Here is a 20,890-nt window from a genome sequence, read left to right as displayed (position 1 = left end):
ATGCAAATGAGCATAATTGCATAGCTGTCTTTCTGATTTTACGCAGATTCTTCCTCATAATTCGGATTCGCGCTTGGGGGAACGTAATTTGGGTCCCCCAAGTATTCAATCTGCACTTTAGGATACTGTTTAATAAGCATTTCGAATTTTCCCGGGACATAATTCATCACATTTTGGTTGACTTCCCACTCAAATTCAAGCTTTCCGGCGTCATACTGTATGTTCATTTGGTTCGGCTCCCACGAGATGACAGGTCCGGTGGAGGGTAGAAATACAGTCACAGTGTCCGGCTGCTCAAGCATCTTTTGCTTAATTAAGCCCGCCACCGTCACGCCGTCCTGAATCTGACTGATCTCATCCCCATAGCGAGACATTTCCCCTATCGCTTCCAGCGCAACCTGCTTTCCATAAGTGGCGGCGTCAGAGATCAGCGTTTTTGCACTTTTTAAACCGATACTGCTGCGCATCTCGGTCGTGTCAAGGCGCACCTGAATATTTTGTGTACTGATTTTTAAGGAAGATGGAGTTTTTTCCATGACTCCCTGCGGATTGTCCGCCTGGCGCATTTCAAGGCGCGGCCTTTGAATCTGCAACTGATATTCAATTGGAATTGTTTCAATCCTCAGTAATGGTTCCATAAGTATAACACCTTCTTTAACACTTACAGCCTTTTGTCAGATGCTTCTTTAACTAATAAAATCCATCAGGGAAAGGGGCAGCACCTTTGAACCCATCTGCAAAGTTGCCTTATACGCATAATCATACATTTTCCATTGAATTGTCTCTGATGTGTCATCCGTGATCTCAAGTGTCTGCTGCGCCGTCGTTAAGTTGAGAATATCATTTTCAAGGCGGTTGGCACTGTTGTCCAAGAAGTTCGTTTTTGTGCCAATATCAGTAATGCTCAGCAGCACTTTCTGCGTTTTGGTTTTCAGAAAATCACTGATCTGAGAAAGTTGGTCGCTGTCCATTGGCTGTGAATTCATTGTATCCACCGCGTTTGAAAGGAGGCTGAAGACATTGTTGGGAAGTCCTGTCTCCGAATCCGTTCCGCACCCGAAGATATCAAGGCCGGAAAAAGACACCTTAAACGCAGAACGCGGATCCACCGTGCTTCCGGTCATATTCAGCCCCAGCCCAATGTCCAGATAAACATCAGAGTTTTCCGGTACAGCGGTTTTGATATCGCCGGCTTCATCAGCCGGGGTTTTATAGTAATAATAAGTACCGTCCGTGTCCTTTTTAATGTCATCGACAGGAACGCCGTTATACAGGATTTTGCCGGTAGCGGAGTCCTCCGTGAACGGGGCGCTGCCGTTGTTGCTCCCGCCAAACAGATACTTGTCGGAAAACTGGGAGTTTGCGAACTGAAGAACCTCGTCCTTCAGGCTGTCGACTTCCTGGGCAAGGATATCCCTTTCGTTGGTCGAGGTATCGGTCAGCGCTTTCTGCATTTTGTCCCAAGCCGTTACCAAAACGCTGTTAATGGAGCTTAAGTTTGTCTCCGCGGCAGAAAGGCGGCTTTGCACATTTTCAATATTGGACAGATATTTCTTGTTTGCATAGAGTTCTTCACGAACTTTCAGCGCGCGGGCGGCGTCGGACAGATTTTCTGACGACCTGCTGAATTTTTTTCCGCTTTCAATTTTCTCCTGGGATTTCGCGCGGTTTGATAAATTTGTATTGATATTTTTCAGAAAGCTTCTGGTCAACATGCCTTGAGTGACTCTCATTCTAACTCATCTCCCAATTCTAATCACGCTGCCGTTAACGGCCGACAATTCCCATTTTATTAATGATGGTATCCAGCGCTTCATCCATAGCGGTCATCAGCCTGGAAATCGCCTGAAAAGAGCGCTGATACATGAGCATATTGGTTGTCTCTTCCGTTTCGGATACGCCCATGACATTATCCCTGCGGTCGAGCAGCTCATCCGATATTGCGGCAGACGCGTCCAGCCTGCCTGATGCAAAGCTGGTATCTGCCGCGCAGGTGTTGCTGATATCCTGAATATAATCGGAAAAGGTCCCGGTAAAATAGGAACCATTGGTATTGAACTGATTTTGATCGCTTACCTTCAGCGCGCTGGTCATCTGATTGATGTAATCGCTTCCCGCAAAGCTGCCATTGCGGAAAACAGCGTAACTGGAATCTTTGCTCCACGCATCCGTAATGGAAATGTTTTCCGCCGTAATCATAACATCCTGCGAAGTTGAGAAAGTACCGTCGCTGTTTTGCACCAAAGCGCCAAGCAACTGTTTATAGACAACATTTCCCAAGCTGTCTTTCTGGATATTGCCGTCGGCGTCCAATTCGGGTATAATATGGTTCACTGTATCTGCCAAAGTTCTCGCAAACGTATTCAGCCTGTCTTTATAGTAAAGCACGCCTTTTTCAGTCGTTTCATTTGCAGACTGGATATTGGGACCTCTGCCGTTAATCAGTTCTACCGACGCTTTCAGAGAACCGGAGGCGAGTTTCACTTCTTTGCCGTCGCTCTGCCAGCTAAGCTTTACTGTACCATCCGAACGCTGCGTGTAGTTAATGGTTTCAAATTGATTCCCGCTTACCACCGTGTGCCCGTTCATGGTGACCGTGACGCTGCCGTTTGCCTGCTCAGCGACATCAATATTCCCGTATCGTGACAGTTCGTCCAAAATCAGATTTCGTTCATCCAGCAACTCATTCGGAGCACTGTATTCGGAATTATTGATATTAATGGCCATGTCCGTGGAAATTTGCTTATTAAGCCCTGCCAGTTGGCTCAACGCGTCATTTACATAGTCCACAGAAACGCCGAGATCAAATTTCTGCTGCTCCGAAACCTTGTCCAGCTTGGAGATAGACTCCTGCAGCACCTGCGTCATACCCTTAAATGTCGTGCAAAGAATATTTGCGCAGGAAGCCTCATCCGCATTCTCCGCGCTGAAATCCTGAAGTGCGGAGAATATTTCGTTCAGTGCATCCGAAATGCCGCTGCTCGATGCATATTCATCCACTACACTCTCAATATCGCTGAGAATCGTATATTTCTGATTGTAATAATAGGTATCGCTGAACTCCTCGCGGAAACGTTTGTCTAAAAATGAATCTCTGGTCTGACTGATCCCGCTGATCGAAACGCCCTGCCCCGCGAGGTACGTCGTATTTACGGCATATCTCGAACGGAAACTGGAAACGCCGACTGAAACCTGATCGACCCTTTGGCGGGTGTACCCAGGGGTGCTGATATTGGATAGATTCTGCCCGGTGATGTCCAAACCTTTTTGAACCACCGACAGCCCCTTTCTGCCTGTCTCAAATCCTAAAAATGTCGGTCGCAAGACTGTTCCCCCCGTCTGTCAGATTTTTGTCTCAAATAACGTTTTGCTGCTTTGGTTCCATTCCGGCTGCATACCATCCTGCGTGTAGCCCGGGCCATTCGCCTGTAAATCAGAAGGCACTGAACTGTTCAGCACCTGCATATTGGCTTTTACAAGTTTCATCGATTTTTCATTCAGAAACTTAACTTCCTCCGCTGCTTTCCGCATACGGCCGAAAATTTCTTTCAGTTTTTCCTGCTCTTCAGGGTCTACCCGCTCAATCATTTCATGGAATGTGATGTCGCCAAACCCGGCCTGCTTTTGAAGCTGGAGCCGTCTTTTTTCATAATTCTCGATCTGCATGGAAACGGCCTGCTGGCAGGAAACGGAGTGCTCAATCCGCTTGAGCTGATTGGAGAGCAGCGCGTCCAGCTTTTCTTTTTCAGTATCCACCATTGCTTCCAGAAAGCCGGCATATTCGCTCATGAAACTGAAATATTGCTGATAGGTCGTTAGATTTTCCACGGCTTCATCCTCATTCTATAAAAATGCGCTGCAGGATAGAATCGGCCACAGCACTTGCGGATATCTGGTAAGTGCCTTCCTCGACAGCCTTACTGATCGCTTCGATTCTGCCCGGATTGTCCATCTGCGCAATTTCGTTCATGACACTTTTCGAAAGTTTCCCTATTTCGCGCTGGCTGCTGCCGGCGCTGCTGATGGAAATCGTATCAACTTTGGCTGCGCCGCGGGCCTCGCTTACGCTTAAAGACGAAGTAGAATCCATCGAGGCGTTCGAAGAACCCGCTTTATAAATACGGTTCAATGCCATTGGGTTAATCTTCATTGTATTTCACACTCCAATTCCTGAAATACCGGACGTTACCGCGTCCAATTCTCTTGATTCATCACTCTTCTACTATATTTATTCGTAACGAACAAATGGAACTTAATAGCTTTGTAAAAAAATTATAGAATGATCCTGTCATACAATCGTGTCGAATGTTGTAAAAAGCGTATTCCGTATGTATAATAGAGTTAACTGCATAAGAGGGAATGAAACAAAGGAGTATAAAGTCTTATGAGTAAGATAATTGCCATTGCAACCCAGAAAGGCGGAGTTGGCAAAACGACTACCGCCGGTGCCCTTGCGGCCGGGTTCAAAAAGAGAGGGTTTCGGGTGCTGGCGGTAGACATGGATCCTCAAAGCAATCTCTCGTTCAGCATGAAGGCAGACAGTGAAACCTGCGCAACGATTTATCATGTGCTGAAGGGGGAAGCCCGGACACAGTTTGCGATTCAGCACACCCCGGTGACCGATATCATCGCTTCCAATATGCTGCTCAGCGGAATCGAGCTGGAATTCACCGATAAAGGCCGTGAATTTCTGCTCCGTGACGCGCTTGCGCCTGTCCGCGAGCTATATGACTATATTTTAATAGATTCCCCGCCCGGAATCGGTGTCCTGACGGTAAACGCCCTGACTGCGGCTGATTCCGTAATCGTTCCCATGCTGCCCGATATTTTCAGCCTGCAGGGGATCGCGCAGCTCTATGAAACAGTCGAAAATGTCCGCCGGAGAAGCAATCCCCGGCTGTCCATTGCGGGCATCCTGCTCGTCAAATACAACCCGCGCACCCGTATTGCCAGGGAAGTGCACGGAACTGTTGAGATGATTTCCAAAAATTTAGGAATCCCGCTGTTCCGTTCCTGTATCCGTACCTGCATCGCTATGACTGAAGCGCAGTCTCTTCAGCACGACATGATTGAATACGCGCCGAACAGTACCGGTGTGCAGGATTATTTGGCTCTGCTGGATGAAATGATGGAGGGAGGCATCACGGTTGGCGAGAAATAAGCGCGAAATTGACAAGGAAATCATGTTCAACAAAATTATGCCGTCCAGCCTGCTTGCGGCATCAGATCCCTCTGAAAAGTCGGTTTCTCCTGCGGACGGTTCCGAGCCGGCTCCTGCCGTACAGAATCCTCAGTTTATTGGGGACAGCGGGGTCAAGCTTCAAAAAAAGGAAACTACGATACTGGTCAATATTGTAGAATACCTGGTAACTGAAAAACTGGACTCGGCATTTGCAAAATTCAATTGCTGCAAATGTGATAAGTGCAAAAAAGACGTCGCGGCTATCGCGCTCAACAAATTGAAACCTAAATACATGGTCATCCAGCCTGACAGAATCCCTGAAGTGGTTGCTCAGCAAAACAGCGCTGAGGTTGCCACAGCCCTGGTACAGGGAATTTTACAAGTCCGTTCTCATCCGCGCCATTAAAAAAGGAACGCATCTTTGGATGCGTTCCTTTTTTATTCAGCGACGATGGTGCACATGGCTGTCTACACGTTGAATGATCATATCCAGCGCCACAAGATTATGTCCGCCGTCCAGCACAATGATATCCGCGCTTCGCTTGCTTGGCTCAACAAACTGTTCATGCATCGGCTTTACGGTGGTAAGGTACTGTGTCACGACTGATTCCAGGCTGCGGCCCCGTTCCTGCACATCCCGCATGATGCGCCGCAAAATCCGCACGTCCGCGTCGGTGTCCACAAAAATTTTGATATCCATCAGATCCCGGAGGACGGGGTCCGCAAAAATCAGGATCCCTTCCACAATGATCACCTTTGTGGGATACACGCGAACCACTTTATCCGAGCGATTATGAACCGTGTAATCATAAACCGGACAATCCACCGATTCCCCGCGTTTGAGCGCGGACAAATGCCCGATCAGCAGCGGCGTGTCAAAAGCATCGGGATGATCGTAATTCAGCTTGGCCCGCTCTTCGTAGGTCATCTCGTTATGCGCTTTATAATAGTTGTCGTGATAAAGGACACTGACGTCTTTGCCAAACTGCTGCTGCAAGCGTCTTGTCAGGGTGGTTTTACCGCTGCCGGTTCCCCCCGCTATCCCAATCGTCATAATCTCCACAGCAATCCCTCCCCTCTTCACAGACTCTTATAGAAGATCAATCACTTCCAGATCATACGGCACATGCAGGTCTCCCGCATAATATTGCGCCCCTTCCGCCGTATAGAGCTCCTTCCGGCGATCATAGTTTTTATCTTCAGTATGCCACAGCACAAGATGCGGAACATCCATCTCCTGCGCAAGCTGGCAGGCATCCTTCACCGTGCTGTGATGCTTTTCATAGGGCTTGAACTTTTCCCGCTGGGAAAAAAGGCAGAACGCTTCGGAAAGCAGCCACCGGCAGCCTTTCACATAGCTCGCGCAAACAGGATTATAAGGCTCGTCCCCTAAACAGACAAGCTTTTTCCCGCCGTTCAGCTCGATGACAAACCCATATTGCTCCGCTTTTGTGGAATGAATGTCAAAAAAAGTGACTTCTCTGGACAGCAGGCTGTTCCGGTCTCCGTCTGCAACCGGGCACAGCAAAATCCGGTCTCCAATGAGACTGGTAAACTTTTTTTGCAGGGTGAGCCCAGCAATTGTCATAATGGACGGAATCAAATTCCGGTGGCAGTAGATCCGCAGGCAGCCCTCATAGTTTCCGGCCTGTATCATTGCCCCCACCTTACGCAGAATCCAGACCACACCAAGCAGATGGTCGCAGTGTTCATGTGTAACAATCATATCGTGAATATGTGCGGGGTCCACCCCCGCTTTTTCCAGCTGCGTCAGAATACCGTTTCCCCCGCCGGCGTCAACCAGCAGGTACTCCCCCGCTCCGTCGGAGATGGCAAAACAGGTATTATAGCACCTGGTCACCATCGCGTTTCCCGTCCCTAAAACAATCAACTGTTCCATTCTAACTGCTCCTATTCATTTAAATCAACTGGCGGTTCTGCCATTTCCCGCTGAAGAACCGCGCACCAAATACCACCATGCGGAACATCCAATCAGTGCCCATACCGAGCCATATGCCCAAAGCCCCGAAGCCCGCTGCACTGCCGAGCAAACATCCGAGGCCCACACGCCACAGCCACATGGACAGCACAGAAACCACCATTGTAAATTTTACGTCATTTGCCGCCTTGAGACCGTTCGGCAAAGTAAACGATGCCGGCCAGAACAAAATTCCAAACAAGCTGCAGAGCATGCTGAGCTGCCATGCCAAAGCAGCTGTCGGCGCTGAAAGCGCAAACAGCGCAATGATCCATTTCATCGACAGCATCATCATGGAATTTAATAGCAGCATTAACAGATAGGACAGGCCGGTCAGCCGGAAGATATAGGATTTTGCCTGTTCGTAGTCTCCGCCTCCGACGCACTGCCCCACCACCGTAATCATGGAAAGGCTGATCGCCGAACCGGTAATCTGGGAAAAGGTCATCATATTATTGGCCACAGCGTTCGCGGCGATTGCCACCGTACCAAAAGTGGTTACAAAACTCGCGACCATCAGTTTGCCGATCTGGAAGATCAGCGCTTCCGTTCCCGTCGGGATTCCAATCTGCAGGATATTCTTCACCATTTTAGGCCGGAGCCCGAAATTGGATAAACTGTCGACGCAAATACGGTTGTGATGACTGCGCAGCAGAAAAAACAGCATCGCCGCCCCGACAATCCGTGAAAACAGGGACGCGATTGCCGCTCCCGCAACTCCCATGCCGAACCCGAAAATCAGCAGCGCGTTGCCGCAGATATTCAGGACATTCATGACCAGCGCCGCCATCATCGAAACCCGTGAATTGCCCATCGACCGAAACAGGGCGGCTCCCGCATTATAGATGGAGATAAACGGGTAGGAGAGCGCCGAATAAAGAAAATAGATCTTTGCGTTTTCCATTACAGCCCGCTCCGCAGTTCCGAACAGGCCGCTCAAAATCTCGGAACGCCCTGCCAGGCAGCCCGCCATGATTACGAGCGAAAGAATTCCGGTAACCAGCAGAAGTTGTTTTGCTGCCAGATTGGCATTGTCATCATCCTCGCGCCCCAGATATTGGGCAGCCACAATCGCGCCTCCGGTCGCCAGCGCCGCGAACACCTGAATCATGAGAATATTGATGGAATCCACCAAAGAAACGCCCGAAACCGCCGCTTCTCCGCATCTTGCGACCATCAGAGTATCAGCTACGCCGATCGTGGCTCCAAGCACCTGCTCAACGATCAGCGGAAGAATCAGACGCTTTAAATCACCTTTTGAAAAGTATATTTTTGTAGCCACAAATTATCCTCCAGACGCTTCGGGGATTCACCCGTTCTGCGCTTCAATTTTCGCCGCCAGTTCGCTAAGATAAACCCACCGCTCCATTTTTTCGTCCAAAGCGGCCTGTGTTTCCGATTTTTTTTGCAGCAACTCCTGAAGACGCACAAAGTCGCTGCCCGCAGATTCTATCTCACGGCCCAGTTCCTCCAGCGTTTTTTCCAGCCCCGCGATATCCTGATCGATTGTCTCGTATTCCCGTTCTTCCTTATAGGTAAACTTCAGCTTGCGTTCCCGCACACGTCCGTCCTGTGGTGACGATTTTGAGGGCTTTTGCGCAACAGGTACCTGTTCCCCGCGCGACTGTTCGATATAATCCGTGTAGCCGCCGAGGTACTGCCTGAGCGTTCCGTCCGGCTGGAATGCAAATACCCTCTCCACAACCCTGTCCAGAAAATAGCGGTCATGCGAAACTGTAATCACCGCGCCGGGAAAGTTGTCCAGATAATCCTCCAGGATAGCGAGTGTCTCAATATCCAAGTCATTTGTAGGCTCATCCAGCAGCAGGATGTTCGGCGCATCCATCAGTACACGCAGCAGATAAAGCCGCCGGCGCTCACCGCCCGACAGCCGTCCGATCGTATTCCACTGCAAATCACCCGGGAACAGGAATTTTTCCAGCATCTGCGCCGCGGTAAGAGTTTCTTCGGGCGTTTCAATGTTTTCCGCCGTATCCCTGATATAATCAATTACCCGCTGGTTTAAATCCATTTCATCGCATTCCTGAGAAAAATATCCGAGCCGAACCGTTTCACCGATGGTAATCGTTCCGCTGTCCGGCTGAACCTCTCCGCGTATGAGCTTTAACAAAGTCGACTTTCCCGCACCATTGTCCCCGATGATCCCAATCCGGTCGTCCCTCAGTACGATCAAAGAAAAATCCCGGATAATCGCTTTTTCGCCGTAGGACTTTTCGATCTGTTCCAGTTCCACTGTCTTTTTTCCAAGCCGGCTTGCCATGGAAGAAAGCTCCAGCTTTGTCTTTGCCGGAGGGACGCTGCCTTCCTTCAGCTCATCGATGCGTTCCAGGCGAAAACGGCTCTTGGTCCCGCGGGCGCGGGCACCCCGCTGCGCCCACTCGAGTTCCTTTTTTAAGAGGCTTCTGCGTTTTCGTGCGGTCCCCTCGTCCATTTCCTCCCGCTCTGCTTTTAAAGCAAGATATTGGGTAAAATTGGCGGGATAGCTGTAAAGGGAGGCCCTGTCAATCTCCACAATCCGGTTGGTCACACGGTCGAGAAAATACCGGTCATGCGTAATCATGACAATGGCCCCGGAATACCGCATCAGGTACTTTTCCAGCCATGCAATCATTTCATTATCCAGATGGTTGGTCGGTTCATCCAGAATCAGCACTTCGCAAGGCGTCATTAACGCAGACGCAATCGCCACCCGTTTTTTCTGCCCGCCGGACAGGGTTCCCACATCCTGATCAAAATCCGTGATTCCAAGCTTTGTGAGAATGGATTTTGCCTCATGCCCGAGCAGATCGTCCGTCTGTGGGGCCGCCCCCCGCAGTGTCTGCACGAGAACCGATGCGCCGTCCTGGAAATCCGGGTTCTGGGGCAGATACCCCACACGGACCCCGCCGCCGCGGGTTACCGTCCCGGCATCCGGCAGCAGCAGACCGGCCACAATTTTGAGAAACGTTGATTTGCCGGTGCCGTTGACACCGATTACACCGACCTTTTCCCCTTCGTTTAAAAAAAGCGAAACATCGTTCAGCAGCGGCTTTTCTCCAAAACTTTTGCTGATGTGTTCTGCTGATAACAATAACAAATCGGATTCTCTCCTGTCTCATCCCAATATACTGAATTCCTTATGCGATCAGCCCTCAAATTGAATGGATACTATTATATCAGATTTGTAAATAAAAAAACACCCATATGACGACATCTGTCGCCATATGGGTGTTTTTTTATTTACAAATGTTCTGATTCCTTGTCGAGCGCGGCTACTACTCCTGAAAGCGCCAGCAGTCCCAAAAGGTTCGGAATGACCATCAGCCCGTTAAACATATCCGACATGTCCCAGACAAGGCCCACTTTCATGACCGAACCGACAATCACAAACACAACAACCAGAGCCGCATAAAATTTTACCGCTTTGCTTCCAAACAGATATTTCACATTCTGCTCCCCAAAGAAGTACCAGCCAATAATAGTGGAAAATGCAAAGAAGAGCAGGCTGACAGCGATAAATATATTTCCGAATTTTCCATAGAAGGAAACGAACGCCGACTGCGCAAGCTCCACACCGGTCAGCCCGGATTGGAAGGAACCTGTGATGACAACAACCAGAGCGGTCATCGTGAGCACGATAAAGGTATCGATAAAGACACCCACGATTGCCACCAGCCCCTGATCACAGGGATGGTCTACTTTTGCCATGGCATGTGCGTGAGGAGTCGACCCCATTCCGGCCTCATTGGAAAACAACCCGCGTGCGACGCCATAGCGCACAGCAGTCTTTACAGTGATACCGACCGCTCCTCCCATGACGGCAGCCGGATCAAAAGCGCCGACAAAAATCAGCCGGAATGCTTCGCCGATCCGGCTGAAATTTCCAATGATAATGATCAGCGAACCCAAAACATAGCAAAGCGCCATAATCGGCACAATTTTTTCCGTGACAGAGGCGATCCGCTTCACGCCGCCCAGAAAAATAAAGCCCGCAGTTACAGCTACGATGATTCCGACATAAAGCTTATTTACGCCAAACGCTGATTCAAACGCCACACTGATGGAATTCGACTGCACCATATTGCCCATAAATCCAAGCGCAATAATAATGAACACGGAAAAAACAGCCGCCAGCACCTTGCCGAACGTTCCCCGAAAGGCCGCCTTAATATAGTAAACCGGGCCGCCTGTTACATGTCCGTCAATGCGGGTCTTATACTTCTGTGCCAGGGTTGCTTCCCCGTAAATGGTTGCCATACCGAAAAATGCGGACAGCCACATCCAAAAGATGGCGCCCGGCCCGCCCGAAGCAATCGCGGTCGCGGCGCCCGCAATATTCCCTGTCCCCACCTGCGCCGCTATGGCGGTTGCAAGCGACTGGAAAGAACTCATTCCCTCATGGTCGGCTTTTGCGCCTCTCAACCGAATGTTTCCGAACACCGCTTTCAATGCGGCCGGGAACTTCCTGATCTGAACAAACTTTAAACGCACCGTAAAATAGACACCGGTTCCGCAAAGTAAAAACAGCAGCGCAAAGTCCCACAAAAACGAATTTACAGATTTTATTATTTCGCCCAGAAAATCCACCCAAAAAACACTCCTCATCCTATATTGACAAACACAATCGTACAGCTGTATCCAATACAAATACAAATGTACGCGCAACAGATCTATTTTAACATAAAACAGGCCGGCACGCAAGTGCGCCGGCCTGTTCAGCAACTATATGGGCATCAGCCTTTACGGGAATACTTCGGTTTTGACCTGTTCCCGCCTGGTTTGGTGGGAACGCCGTCAGCCGTTTTGCGCGCGGACAGCTGTTTTCCTCGTTCCGAAGCAATCCTTTGACGGGGTTGGCGGGGCTGTTTCGGAGTCTGTACAAAAATTTCCATCGGGAACGGGTGATCTTCCACAACGGGAATCTTTTTGCCGATCAGCTTTTCAATCTCTGCCAGGCTCTCCTTTTCATCGAAACAGCAAAAGGAGATCGCCGTCCCGCCAAGACCGGCGCGCCCGGTGCGCCCGATACGATGGACATAGGTTTCCGGTATATTGGGCAGGTCGTAATTGATCACATGGGAAAGCTCATCGATATCAATGCCCCGCGCCGCGATATCAGTCGCAACCAGCACGCGGATATCCCCGTTTTTAAATGCGTTCAACGCATTCTGCCGCGCGTTCTGGCTTTTGTTACCGTGAATCGCCTGCGCGTGGACGCCGCCTTTTTCCAGTTCCCGCACCACGCGGTCGGCCCCGTGTTTGGTAAACGTGAACACCAGAACAGAAACCAGCGCGGGATTTTTCAACAGATAAAGCAGCAGCTTGCGCTTGTTTGTTTTGTCCACATAATAAAGAGCCTGTTCAATGAGGTCAACTGTTGAAGATACCGGCGTGACAGCAACTTTAACCGGATCGGTCAGAATTCTGTTGCACAGCCGCATAATGCTGTCCGGCATTGTGGCCGAAAAGAAGAGGGTCTGCCGCTCGGACGGAACACGGGTAATCACTTTTTCCACATCATGGATAAAACCCATATCCAGCATCCGGTCGGCTTCATCAAGCACCAGCGTCTCAACATTTTGCAAATCGATATATCCCTGGCCGATTAAATCGTTCAGCCTTCCCGGTGTGGCAACCAAAATATCAATCCCGCGTTTGAGCTCGTCTACCTGCGGATTTTGTGAAACTCCTCCAAAAATGACCGCTGTACGCAGGCGCAGATAATGCCCGTATGCTTTAAAGCTGTCGCAAATTTGCAGGGCAAGCTCGCGTGTCGGGGTCAAAATCAGTGCCCGGATCACCCGCTGCCGCCCGCTTTCGAGTTTCTGGGCGGTGAGGTGCTGTAAAATCGGGATTGCAAAGGCGGCGGTTTTTCCCGTCCCCGTCTGGGCACAGCCGAGAACGTCACGGCCGGCAAGTGCCGGCGGGATTGCCTGTTCCTGAATGGGGGAGGGATTTGTATAACCTTCATCCTGCACGGCGCGCAGAATCGGTTCAATTAACTGTAGTTCCTCAAATTTCATATACAACCTGTTTCTTTCGTTATTTTGACTATTTATTTTTAATAAGTATTATAGCATATTCTTATGCAGGATGCCAAGCTATTTCAAATTTATCTTGTCTTATATGAGAAGGGTCAGTCTGGGGCTCGTATTGTTTGTCCGGCAGGCTTATGGTATAGTATTACCATTCGATCAAAACCTATCGGGAAAAAATCCGGAAAGGGGCGGCACGTTATGATCAAGCCGGACGGGCACGACGAACTGCGTAATCCCAACATGCGGCGTATATTCGAATGTATCCGCCTCAACGGGCCTATGACAAAAAAGCAAATTCAGTCCGCTGCCGGGCTCAGCTGGGGCTGCGTTTCCATGCTTTGCGCCGACCTGCTGAAACGAGAGATTCTATGCGAAGAAAAGACGCCGCAGGCAACTGCGGGGCGCACCCCTGCATGCCTGGAAATCAACAGCAGCAAGCATCTGATCGTCGGTCTGGATGCTGGTTTTGATCACATGACAGCAGTGGTTACCGACTTGGCCGGTCATATACTTCTCTGTGAGAACCGTTTCGTTCCCGACAGGAGCGGGAAACAGATTCTGCCGGATATCAGGGCAGTCATCCAGTCCGTCCTGAAGCAGGCTCTGCAAGGTTCCATTGTAGGAATTGCCGTTTCTCTGCCGGGGCACATGGACGCCTTCCGTGGAGGGTCCGTATGGGCGCATCTGTTCGGAAATTTCGAGCCCGAGCGCTTAAGCCTCATTTTGGAAGAGGAATTCGGGGTGCCGGTGCTTTTATGTCATGCGCCGGACTCCATGGCCTCGGCGGAACACTTTTTTGGAGCCGCGCGTGATGTGAACAATTTTCTGTTTATTCAACTGTCTCTCGGAATCGGCATGGGCATTATGGCAGACGGACAGATTTACCGCGGGAAAAACGGGTCTGCCGGCGAACTGGGGCATATGACCATGAATCCGCGCGGGGAACGGTGCCACTGCGGCAATTATGGATGCCTGGAAACCTTCTCCTCCGTGGAATCCATTCTGCGCCGCTGTACGGAAGCAGTTTACGCAGGCAAGGCTCCCCTGCTGCGCCGCCATCTGGATTCGGGCGGACAGCTTACCCTGGCGACGGCGGCGGAAGCGGCGCGTTCGGGAGATTCTTACATTAAAAATATTTTTCTGAAAGCGGCACATTATGCAGGAATTGCCGTCGCAAACGCCATTAACCTGATAGATCCCGACGCAGTAGTGCTCGGCGGGGAGCTGTCCGGTTACCGCGACATCTTCCTTGGCCGGCTGACGGACACGGTAAAAAGCCACGTTTGGAGCGGCAAAACCGATCTTCGGGCCGCGCAGCTTGGAAGCAACGCGGCGGCAGTCGGCGCGGCTTCCCTGCTGGTTCCCTCTGTTTTTTCAAAGCTTTGCGAATCAGGTGCCGCGGGTATATCCTCAAAAGATGTCACATAAACTGAATTATCCTGAATTTAGGTGTGATATAATTGAAACGGATCAATCAGGCCATATTCACGTTGTCCCTGGCACTTATGATTTCTTTAAGCGGCTTAATCACGCATATCGCCGTTCCGGCGGAAGCACCGGCTGGTTCACAGGCCCTGGCCTTACCGATCGTGATGTACCATCACATTTTAAAAGAGCCGACCCGGCTGAATTCTTACACCATATCCCCGGATGAGTTCCGGCAGGACCTGCAGTACCTCAAGAAGAATGGGTATCAGTCCATTCTGATTCAGGATCTGATTGATTATGTAAACGGCGAAGCGGAGCTGCCGGAAAAGCCGGTCATGATTACGTTTGACGATGGGTATGAAAGCTTTTATGAATATGCCTTCCCAATCCTGAAGGAAATGAAGTTCCGGGCGGTCTTCTCCGTGGTGGGAACCTATGTCGACCAGTATTCCTGCATGGATGATCACCATATTTGCTATTCCCACTGTACATGGAATGAACTTGCCTTATTGCAGAAAAGCGGGATTGTGGAAATACAGAACCATTCCTATAACCTGCATCTGCTGGCAAACGGCCGGAGAGGCGCAAAAAAGGCCTGGAACGAAAACAATTCGGATTACCGCCAGGTGCTGATCTCCGATATCGGAAAAATGCAGGATGAATGCCGGGAAAATTTAGGCGGATGGCTGCCGACCGCATTCACCTATCCGTATGGACAGATCAGTGACGAAGCGCTCCCGATCCTGAAAGAACTGGGATTCAAAGCCGCGCTTACCTGCACGGAAAAAGTTAATTATCTGACAGGCGATCCCGATGAACTTTATCACCTAAACCGCTTTAACAGACCGCATGGAACAAGTCTTCAGAGTATTTTAGAAAAAGCATCCAGAAAGAACCGATAAAAAAGGCCTGCCGCCAACGATTTTTCAATCGTTTCGCGGCAGGCTTTCCGTTATTGAACGCTCAGGCTTTTCCGGCGCAGCCGAGCACTTCATTGATCTTGTGTGCCACCATTGCCTTAACAGCCGCACGGGCGGGTGTCAGGTATTGGCGCGGGTCGAAGTGGCTGGGATTTTCCGCCATATATTTACGGATCGCAGCGGTCATTGCAACACGCACATCAGAGTCAATGTTGATTTTGCATACCGCGGAGCGGGCAGCCTGGCGCAGCATTTCTTCCGGAATGCCGATTGCATCGGGCATTTCCCCGCCGTACTGGTTGATCACCTTCACCAGATCCTGCGGAACAGAGGATGCTCCGTGCAGAACGATGGGGAAACCGGGAAGCCTTCTGCTGACCTCCTCAAGAATATCAAAGCGGAGCTGCGGTTTCTGGCCGGGTTTAAATTTATAAGCGCCGTGGCTTGTACCGATTGCAATCGCCAGAGAGTCCACTCCGGTCTTGGTGACAAACTCCTCAACCTCGGCAGGATTGGTATAGGAAGCGTCTTCCGCTTTCACATGCACAGCGTCTTCAATGCCGGCGAGCTTTCCGAGCTCCGCCTCAACCACAACGCCATGGTCATGGGCATATTCAACAACTTTTTTGGTCTCCGCAATATTCTCGGCAAAGCTGCGGGCACTGCCGTCGATCATGACGGAGGTAAATCCGCCGTCGATGCAGGATTTGCAGATTTCAAAATCGGCGCCGTGGTCCAGATGCAGCGCGATGGGAAGATCGTTTTCCGCAAGCGCAGCCTCAACCAGTTTCACAAGATAAGTATGTTTGGCATACTTGCGCGCTCCGGCAGACACCTGCAGAATCACAGGCGCTTTCAGTTCCGACGCAGCTTCGGTGATGCCCTGCACAATCTCCATATTGTTCACATTGAACGCACCGATTGCATAGCCGCCCTCGTATGCTTTTTTGAACATTTCGGTCGTAGTAACCAACGGCATGATTAACAGCTCCTTCAGTTTGTCTATTTAGTTGTTTGTGTTATTATTATATCATACATTGCCCGGAATTCAATGTATATTGCAAGCCCCCCGGATGAATTTCATAAAATGACTGCAAATCCATGATGTCTAGCCCCGGTTTCGTCTAAAATACAACAAAATTTTACCTTTCCTCTACAAAAGCAACAGGCCGTGCATCAAAGATGCACGGCCTGTTTTTGGGGTGCTGCCTAAAGTTATTCATAACGCAATGCTTCAATCGGATCCAGCTTAGAAGCTTTATTCGCAGGATAATAGCCAAAGAATATGCCGATCGCCATGGAAAACCCGACCGCGACGGTCACAACCAGCGGCGACGGCCAGCCCGGGGCTCCAAGCAGAACGGACCCAAGCCTTCCGAGCGTTGTGCCAAGAAGCACACCGATAACGCCGCCGATCAGACAGATAATCATTGATTCAACGATAAATTGGATGCGGATGGCGCTGTTCTTTGCACCGAGCGCTTTACGGGTCCCGATTTCACGGGTTCGCTCGGTCACCGATACCAGCATAATGTTCATGACCCCAATACCGCCCACCAGAAGGGAAATGGCGGCAATCACGGAGATGGCCAGTTTCATGGTATCCATCATGCCGGTCATCTGGCCGATCATGCTGTCCATACTTTCCGCCTGAATTGCAACGTATTTGTTGCTGCGGTAAAACCTGCGGTTGAAATACTGCGCGGTCTGCTCGGCAAACAGCTTGGTGTCCGTTACTTCTTCCGATGCTTTTACCTGCATACTGTAGTATCCTTCATCCCCGTCGGTAATCTGCTGGGCGACCGGCTGAGGGATAAAGATGTTTGTTGTGGTATCGCCGGTCATACTGGACATGATACCCGACACTTCATAACGGTAAACACCGACGACTGTAAATGTATAGGTTCCCTGGGCCAGCCGGAGTTTTACCTCACGCCCCAGCGCTTTCTGATACGAAACATTCGGGAACAGCTTCTCCACGAACCGGTCTGACAATACCGCCACATATTTCGCACCGGAAACTTCCCGATCGTTCAGAAAATGCCCCGCAACCAGCGGCACATTCTGAATTTTAATCGCGCCGGCGTTGGTGCCTATGACATCCCCCTGCGCACGGTTGTGCCCGTTCATCGCCTGTCCGGAACCCACATAGGTGGAGATGGCCCAAGCCTCGATTTCGCTGTCGAAAGATTCCTGATACTGCATGATCATATCATCTGTAATATAGTCGCTTTCCTCCCACTCACGGCTGGAATTGATATTGCCGTATTCATCCGCCTTATCGGCAAGGCGTATCTGAATACTGTTCGCTCCCATATCGTTGAACAGCTGTGTAACTGAATTCGTCATCGAGTCTCCTACGGTGACGATCGTAATAACAGAACTGATACCGATGATAATCCCAAGCATCGTCAGAAGCGCGCGCATTTTGTTGGCGCGAAGTCCGTTGATAGCCAGAAAAATATTCTCAAACACCTGCATGGAAGGCTTCCCTCCTCTCGCAGCCGATCACTCTGCCGTCGCTGAGAGTGATGACCCGTTCCGTTTCAGCTGCCAATTCCGGGTTATGTGTGATCAAAACAATTGTTTTCCCCTGTTCGCGGTGCAGGGTATGAAACAAGTCCATGACTAGGCGTCCTGTTGCTGTGTCGAGCGCGCCGGTCGGTTCATCCGCCAGAATGATGGCAGGGTCATTTGCCATCGCGCGCGCAATAGCTACTCGCTGTTTTTGTCCTCCGGAAAGCTCACTGGGCTGGTGCCCCATCCGCTCGGTCATTTCCACCAGATCCAGCAGCATTTTCGCGCGGGCGGTCCGTTTACCGAGCGGCATATTGGCATAAAGCATCGGAAGTTCCACATTTTTCAGCGCCGATGTACGTGGAATCAGATTGAAGGTTTGGAATACAAACCCGATCTTGCAATTGCGGATATCCGAAAGCAGATCGTCCGGGACATCATCCATCGGGACGCCGTCCAAAACATAAGTGCCCTCGGTCGGGCGGTCGAGCGCTCCGATGATATTCATCAAAGTTGACTTTCCGGAACCGGACGCCCCCACGATGGATACAAATTCCCCTTTGCGGACGCTTAGGTCGATGCCGCGCAGAATCTCAAGCTCGTTCGGCTGGCCGATATAAAACCGCTTTACAATGCCCTTCATGTCAATAATCAACGGCTGTGATTCTGAACCGGGTGTGAGATTTTCATTGTTCATGCCCTCACCCCGCAACCGCAATCGCCGCAACGCCAGGCTGAGCCGAAGCCGCCGCGCCGTCAGGCAGAACCATGATCGGCATACCCGGCGTGACCATGGACGGATCTGTAATGACCTGAACATCATCACTGAGCTGATCACCGCTGATTTCTATGTAAAAATCTGTTTCCATGCCGGTTGTAACCGGAATTTCTTCAGCGGTCATTTTGCCCTCTTCCTGCTGCTTTGCAATATAGATCACATTTTTTCCATCGGCATTGGTGGTCACCGCGTCAAACGGGACAAAGTATACCCCTTTTTTCTCGCCTGTGGTAACGCCCAGCCTGACATTCATGCCGACTTTCAGGCCGGTATCTTTGGAGGTGAGCGCCACTTCGGTTTCAAACTCCACAGTGCCTTCGTCTTTCGTTGTGCCGTCGGCAGCTTTTACGGCAGCCGGATAAATCTTCTGCACCTGTCCATTGAAAACCGTGTCTCCGGTGGCATCCGACTTCACATCTACCGGCAAGCCTTCTTTGACTGTCGCCACATCGTATTCTTTGATTTTTGTCTTGACAACCAGACTATCGGTATCCTCAATGACGAACAGCAGTCCGGAAGCAGGCGCCCCCAGTTTTGCTTCCACAACTGTCACGGTACCGGAAATCGGCGCGGTTACTGTTGAATCGGCAAGCTGCTTTTGCAGCCTTTGCAGCGCGATCTGGTCAGCGGTCTGATCTGCCGACAGTTTGCTTTTTTCAATTTGACTTTGCAGGTCTTCCAACTTTCGCTTGGACTCCTTCACCGCAATGTCACGGTTGGACAGCGCGCTTTCATAGTTCAGGCGCGCTTTTCGATATGCCTTGCTGTATGCCGACAGATCACCGCCATATTCGGTATTGCTGTCGTTCCATTCCTTCAACGCTGCATCATAATTATCTTTCGCAACATTATAATTTTCTTCCGCTTTTTTACGATTTGCTTCCAAATCAGCATATTCAGGTGAATCTTTATCTACATTGTTTAATGCTTTTTCTGCCTCATCCAACGCCTGATCGGCTTCATCAAAAGCCTCCCGCGCACGGGACAGCTTCTTTTCACTGGCATACATGACATCATCCGCGTATTCCATGTCGTCCTTATGGTCGTTCAAGTCGGCGCGCGCGTCGTTGAGATCCCGCTGTGCGGCATCAAGCGCCTGCTCCGCAGATTCCACCGAACTGTCCATTTTATTTTTTAAATCGCTGAGCGTATCCTCGTAATCTTTCTGCGTGGAGGAAAGCCCCAGTTCATTCATCCTGGCGGTGTTTGCGATATAAGCGTTTTTTTCCTCAATGGACAGTTTAATATCGCTCGAATCCAGCAGGCAAAGTACATCGCCCGCTTCCACATGATCCCCTACGGCAACCGCGATTGTATCGACATTGCCGCTCGCTTTTGCATATACCTGCATGGAATCCGCGCTCTGCACGACACCGGTAAGGCTGACACTGTTCACCAGATCTCCCTTTTCGAGCGGCGTTGTTGTAACAGGAATCCCCGTATTCCCGCGCGTCATAAATTTTACGGCGGCAAAACCGACGGCGATGAGCAATACAGCTGCGATCACCCATTTTTTCTTCTTTTTCTTTTTACGGGTAAACCGTTTCAAATCATTGCTTACAGAAATTTTTTTCTCCGGCTCCGCACAGACTGCAGGTACGCCGGTTTCCGTCGATTCCTCCGTCTGTTCCAGGTTCTCGATTGCTTCTGCCATAGTTTCTACCCCTTTATCCCATTTTGTAAAATTTATACATCTTTCCAACATCTTTCCATCACAATTTCTTTTCATCAGAGCGCAGCTCATCTTCCAAAAATTGATGCAAAGAAAGCTCCATAATAAACAACGAGTTATCTGATCAAAATACTTCAATTATTTTATTTAACTGTTCTATATGTATTAGTAGAATAACACAATAGTACACTAATCAAGAATTACTGTCAAGATTTAAGGGATAAAAAGACTGAAACGGTCTGCAAAATTGCAGACCGTTTCAGCTATAGGGGGGTGAGGGTGTGAAGATGTCGAAAAATATAGTAAATTGTTAGAAATATTCTATACAATTTATTATATCATACCTTTTCAGAAAGTACAACTGTTGCTGCATACAA

Annotated in this window: 19 protein-coding genes; 4 read left to right on the top strand and 15 right to left on the bottom strand. The window is 50.0% G+C overall.

The genetic code is table 11. From position 1 onward, the window contains the following. Positions 1-38: 38 nt before the first annotated feature. The 5 genes from C1A10_RS05850 to C1A10_RS05830 are packed head-to-tail and all read right to left on the bottom strand — an operon-like array spanning position 39 to position 4,150. Complete coding sequence (locus C1A10_RS05850) at positions 39-638, bottom strand: DUF6470 family protein (RefSeq protein ID WP_101909359.1); 600 nt, start codon at positions 636-638, stop codon at positions 39-41. Between the two features lie 48 nt (positions 639-686). Then, complete coding sequence (locus C1A10_RS05845; RefSeq protein ID WP_101909358.1) at positions 687-1,733, bottom strand: flagellin N-terminal helical domain-containing protein; 1,047 nt, start codon at positions 1,731-1,733, stop codon at positions 687-689. Positions 1,734-1,767: 34 nt separating this feature from the next. After that, positions 1,768-3,324, bottom strand: a complete 1,557-nt coding sequence (gene flgK / locus C1A10_RS05840) for a flagellar hook-associated protein FlgK (protein WP_101909357.1) — start codon at positions 3,322-3,324, stop codon at positions 1,768-1,770. A gap of 18 nt (positions 3,325-3,342) precedes the next feature. After that, entirely contained in the window at positions 3,343-3,828 is a 486-nt protein-coding gene (gene flgN / locus C1A10_RS05835; RefSeq protein ID WP_101909356.1) for a flagellar export chaperone FlgN, read from the bottom strand. Positions 3,829-3,838: 10 nt separating this feature from the next. Continuing rightward, positions 3,839-4,150 carry a flagellar biosynthesis anti-sigma factor FlgM gene (locus C1A10_RS05830; RefSeq protein ID WP_101909355.1) on the bottom strand — a complete coding sequence of 104 codons (312 nt, stop codon included), beginning with the start codon at positions 4,148-4,150 and terminating at the stop codon, positions 3,839-3,841. A gap of 234 nt (positions 4,151-4,384) precedes the next feature. Here C1A10_RS05830 and C1A10_RS05825 point away from each other — a divergent pair, with 234 nt between their 5' ends. After that, positions 4,385-5,161, top strand: a complete 777-nt coding sequence (locus C1A10_RS05825; RefSeq protein ID WP_101909354.1) for a ParA family protein — start codon at positions 4,385-4,387, stop codon at positions 5,159-5,161. Beyond that, positions 5,148-5,588, top strand: a complete 441-nt coding sequence (locus C1A10_RS05820) for a late competence development ComFB family protein (protein ID WP_101909353.1) — start codon at positions 5,148-5,150, stop codon at positions 5,586-5,588. Before C1A10_RS05825 ends, C1A10_RS05820 begins: the two co-directional genes overlap by 14 nt. A 36-nt stretch (positions 5,589-5,624) precedes the next feature. Here C1A10_RS05820 and udk read toward each other — a convergent pair whose 3' ends face one another. The 6 genes from udk to C1A10_RS05790 form a co-directional block, all read right to left on the bottom strand. Next, positions 5,625-6,245: a uridine kinase gene (gene udk / locus C1A10_RS05815; RefSeq protein ID WP_101909352.1), complete on the bottom strand. Its 621-nt coding sequence runs from the start codon at positions 6,243-6,245 to the stop codon at positions 5,625-5,627. Between the two features lie 27 nt (positions 6,246-6,272). Beyond that, positions 6,273-7,082 carry an MBL fold metallo-hydrolase gene (locus C1A10_RS05810; RefSeq protein WP_101909351.1) on the bottom strand — a complete coding sequence of 270 codons (810 nt, stop codon included), beginning with the start codon at positions 7,080-7,082 and terminating at the stop codon, positions 6,273-6,275. 19 nt (positions 7,083-7,101) lie between these two features. After that, a complete protein-coding gene (locus C1A10_RS05805) occupies positions 7,102-8,442 on the bottom strand; it encodes an MATE family efflux transporter (RefSeq protein WP_101909350.1) in 1,341 nt (446 codons plus the stop codon). Positions 8,443-8,469: 27 nt separating this feature from the next. Further along, positions 8,470-10,257, bottom strand: a complete 1,788-nt coding sequence (locus tag C1A10_RS05800) for an ABC-F family ATP-binding cassette domain-containing protein (RefSeq protein ID WP_101909349.1) — start codon at positions 10,255-10,257, stop codon at positions 8,470-8,472. A 143-nt stretch (positions 10,258-10,400) separates the two neighbouring features. Continuing rightward, positions 10,401-11,747, bottom strand: a complete 1,347-nt coding sequence (locus tag C1A10_RS05795) for an alanine/glycine:cation symporter family protein (protein WP_101909348.1) — start codon at positions 11,745-11,747, stop codon at positions 10,401-10,403. Positions 11,748-11,893: 146 nt separating this feature from the next. Continuing rightward, positions 11,894-13,183 carry a DEAD/DEAH box helicase gene (locus tag C1A10_RS05790; RefSeq protein WP_101909347.1) on the bottom strand — a complete coding sequence of 430 codons (1,290 nt, stop codon included), beginning with the start codon at positions 13,181-13,183 and terminating at the stop codon, positions 11,894-11,896. A 213-nt stretch (positions 13,184-13,396) separates the two neighbouring features. Here C1A10_RS05790 and C1A10_RS05785 point away from each other — a divergent pair, with 213 nt between their 5' ends. Next, positions 13,397-14,626 carry an ROK family protein gene (locus C1A10_RS05785; RefSeq protein ID WP_180951015.1) on the top strand — a complete coding sequence of 410 codons (1,230 nt, stop codon included), beginning with the start codon at positions 13,397-13,399 and terminating at the stop codon, positions 14,624-14,626. Between the two features lie 32 nt (positions 14,627-14,658). Beyond that, positions 14,659-15,528 (top strand): polysaccharide deacetylase family protein, encoded by an 870-nt coding sequence (locus C1A10_RS05780; RefSeq protein ID WP_101909345.1) that lies wholly within the window; start codon positions 14,659-14,661, stop codon positions 15,526-15,528. Between the two features lie 61 nt (positions 15,529-15,589). Here C1A10_RS05780 and fba read toward each other — a convergent pair whose 3' ends face one another. The 4 genes from fba to C1A10_RS05760 all read right to left on the bottom strand — a co-directional run bounded on the left by fba (position 15,590) and on the right by C1A10_RS05760 (position 20,495). Next, positions 15,590-16,525 carry a class II fructose-1,6-bisphosphate aldolase gene (gene fba / locus C1A10_RS05775; protein ID WP_101909344.1) on the bottom strand — a complete coding sequence of 312 codons (936 nt, stop codon included), beginning with the start codon at positions 16,523-16,525 and terminating at the stop codon, positions 15,590-15,592. A gap of 236 nt (positions 16,526-16,761) precedes the next feature. Further along, positions 16,762-18,027, bottom strand: a complete 1,266-nt coding sequence (locus C1A10_RS05770) for an ABC transporter permease (protein WP_101909343.1) — start codon at positions 18,025-18,027, stop codon at positions 16,762-16,764. Further along, positions 18,014-18,760: an ABC transporter ATP-binding protein gene (locus C1A10_RS05765; protein ID WP_101909342.1), complete on the bottom strand. Its 747-nt coding sequence runs from the start codon at positions 18,758-18,760 to the stop codon at positions 18,014-18,016. Before C1A10_RS05765 ends, C1A10_RS05770 begins: the two co-directional genes overlap by 14 nt. 4 nt (positions 18,761-18,764) lie before the next feature. Continuing rightward, positions 18,765-20,495, bottom strand: a complete 1,731-nt coding sequence (locus C1A10_RS05760) for an efflux RND transporter periplasmic adaptor subunit (protein WP_180951014.1) — start codon at positions 20,493-20,495, stop codon at positions 18,765-18,767. Positions 20,496-20,890: the final 395 nt, after the last annotated feature.

The sequence above is a fragment of the Marasmitruncus massiliensis genome (genome assembly GCF_900186535.1).
Taxonomy (GTDB): domain Bacteria; phylum Bacillota; class Clostridia; order Oscillospirales; family Ruminococcaceae; genus Anaerotruncus; species Anaerotruncus massiliensis_A.
This window is presented reverse-complemented; position numbering and strand designations above follow the sequence as displayed.

Coding starts and splice junctions, on each gene's coding strand:
- C1A10_RS05760 (WP_180951014.1), bottom strand. CDS start 20,495: ATGGCAGAAGCAATCGAGAACCTGGAACAGACGGAGGAATCGACGGAA.
- C1A10_RS05770 (WP_101909343.1), bottom strand. CDS start 18,027: ATGCAGGTGTTTGAGAATATTTTTCTGGCTATCAACGGACTTCGCGCC.
- C1A10_RS05785 (WP_180951015.1), top strand. CDS start 13,397: ATGATCAAGCCGGACGGGCACGACGAACTGCGTAATCCCAACATGCGG.
- C1A10_RS05845 (WP_101909358.1), bottom strand. CDS start 1,733: ATGAGAGTCACTCAAGGCATGTTGACCAGAAGCTTTCTGAAAAATATC.
- C1A10_RS05810 (WP_101909351.1), bottom strand. CDS start 7,082: ATGGAACAGTTGATTGTTTTAGGGACGGGAAACGCGATGGTGACCAGG.
- C1A10_RS05790 (WP_101909347.1), bottom strand. CDS start 13,183: ATGAAATTTGAGGAACTACAGTTAATTGAACCGATTCTGCGCGCCGTG.
- fba (WP_101909344.1), bottom strand. CDS start 16,525: ATGCCGTTGGTTACTACGACCGAAATGTTCAAAAAAGCATACGAGGGC.
- C1A10_RS05825 (WP_101909354.1), top strand. CDS start 4,385: ATGAGTAAGATAATTGCCATTGCAACCCAGAAAGGCGGAGTTGGCAAA.
- C1A10_RS05830 (WP_101909355.1), bottom strand. CDS start 4,150: ATGAAGATTAACCCAATGGCATTGAACCGTATTTATAAAGCGGGTTCT.
- C1A10_RS05765 (WP_101909342.1), bottom strand. CDS start 18,760: ATGAACAATGAAAATCTCACACCCGGTTCAGAATCACAGCCGTTGATT.
- C1A10_RS05850 (WP_101909359.1), bottom strand. CDS start 638: ATGGAACCATTACTGAGGATTGAAACAATTCCAATTGAATATCAGTTG.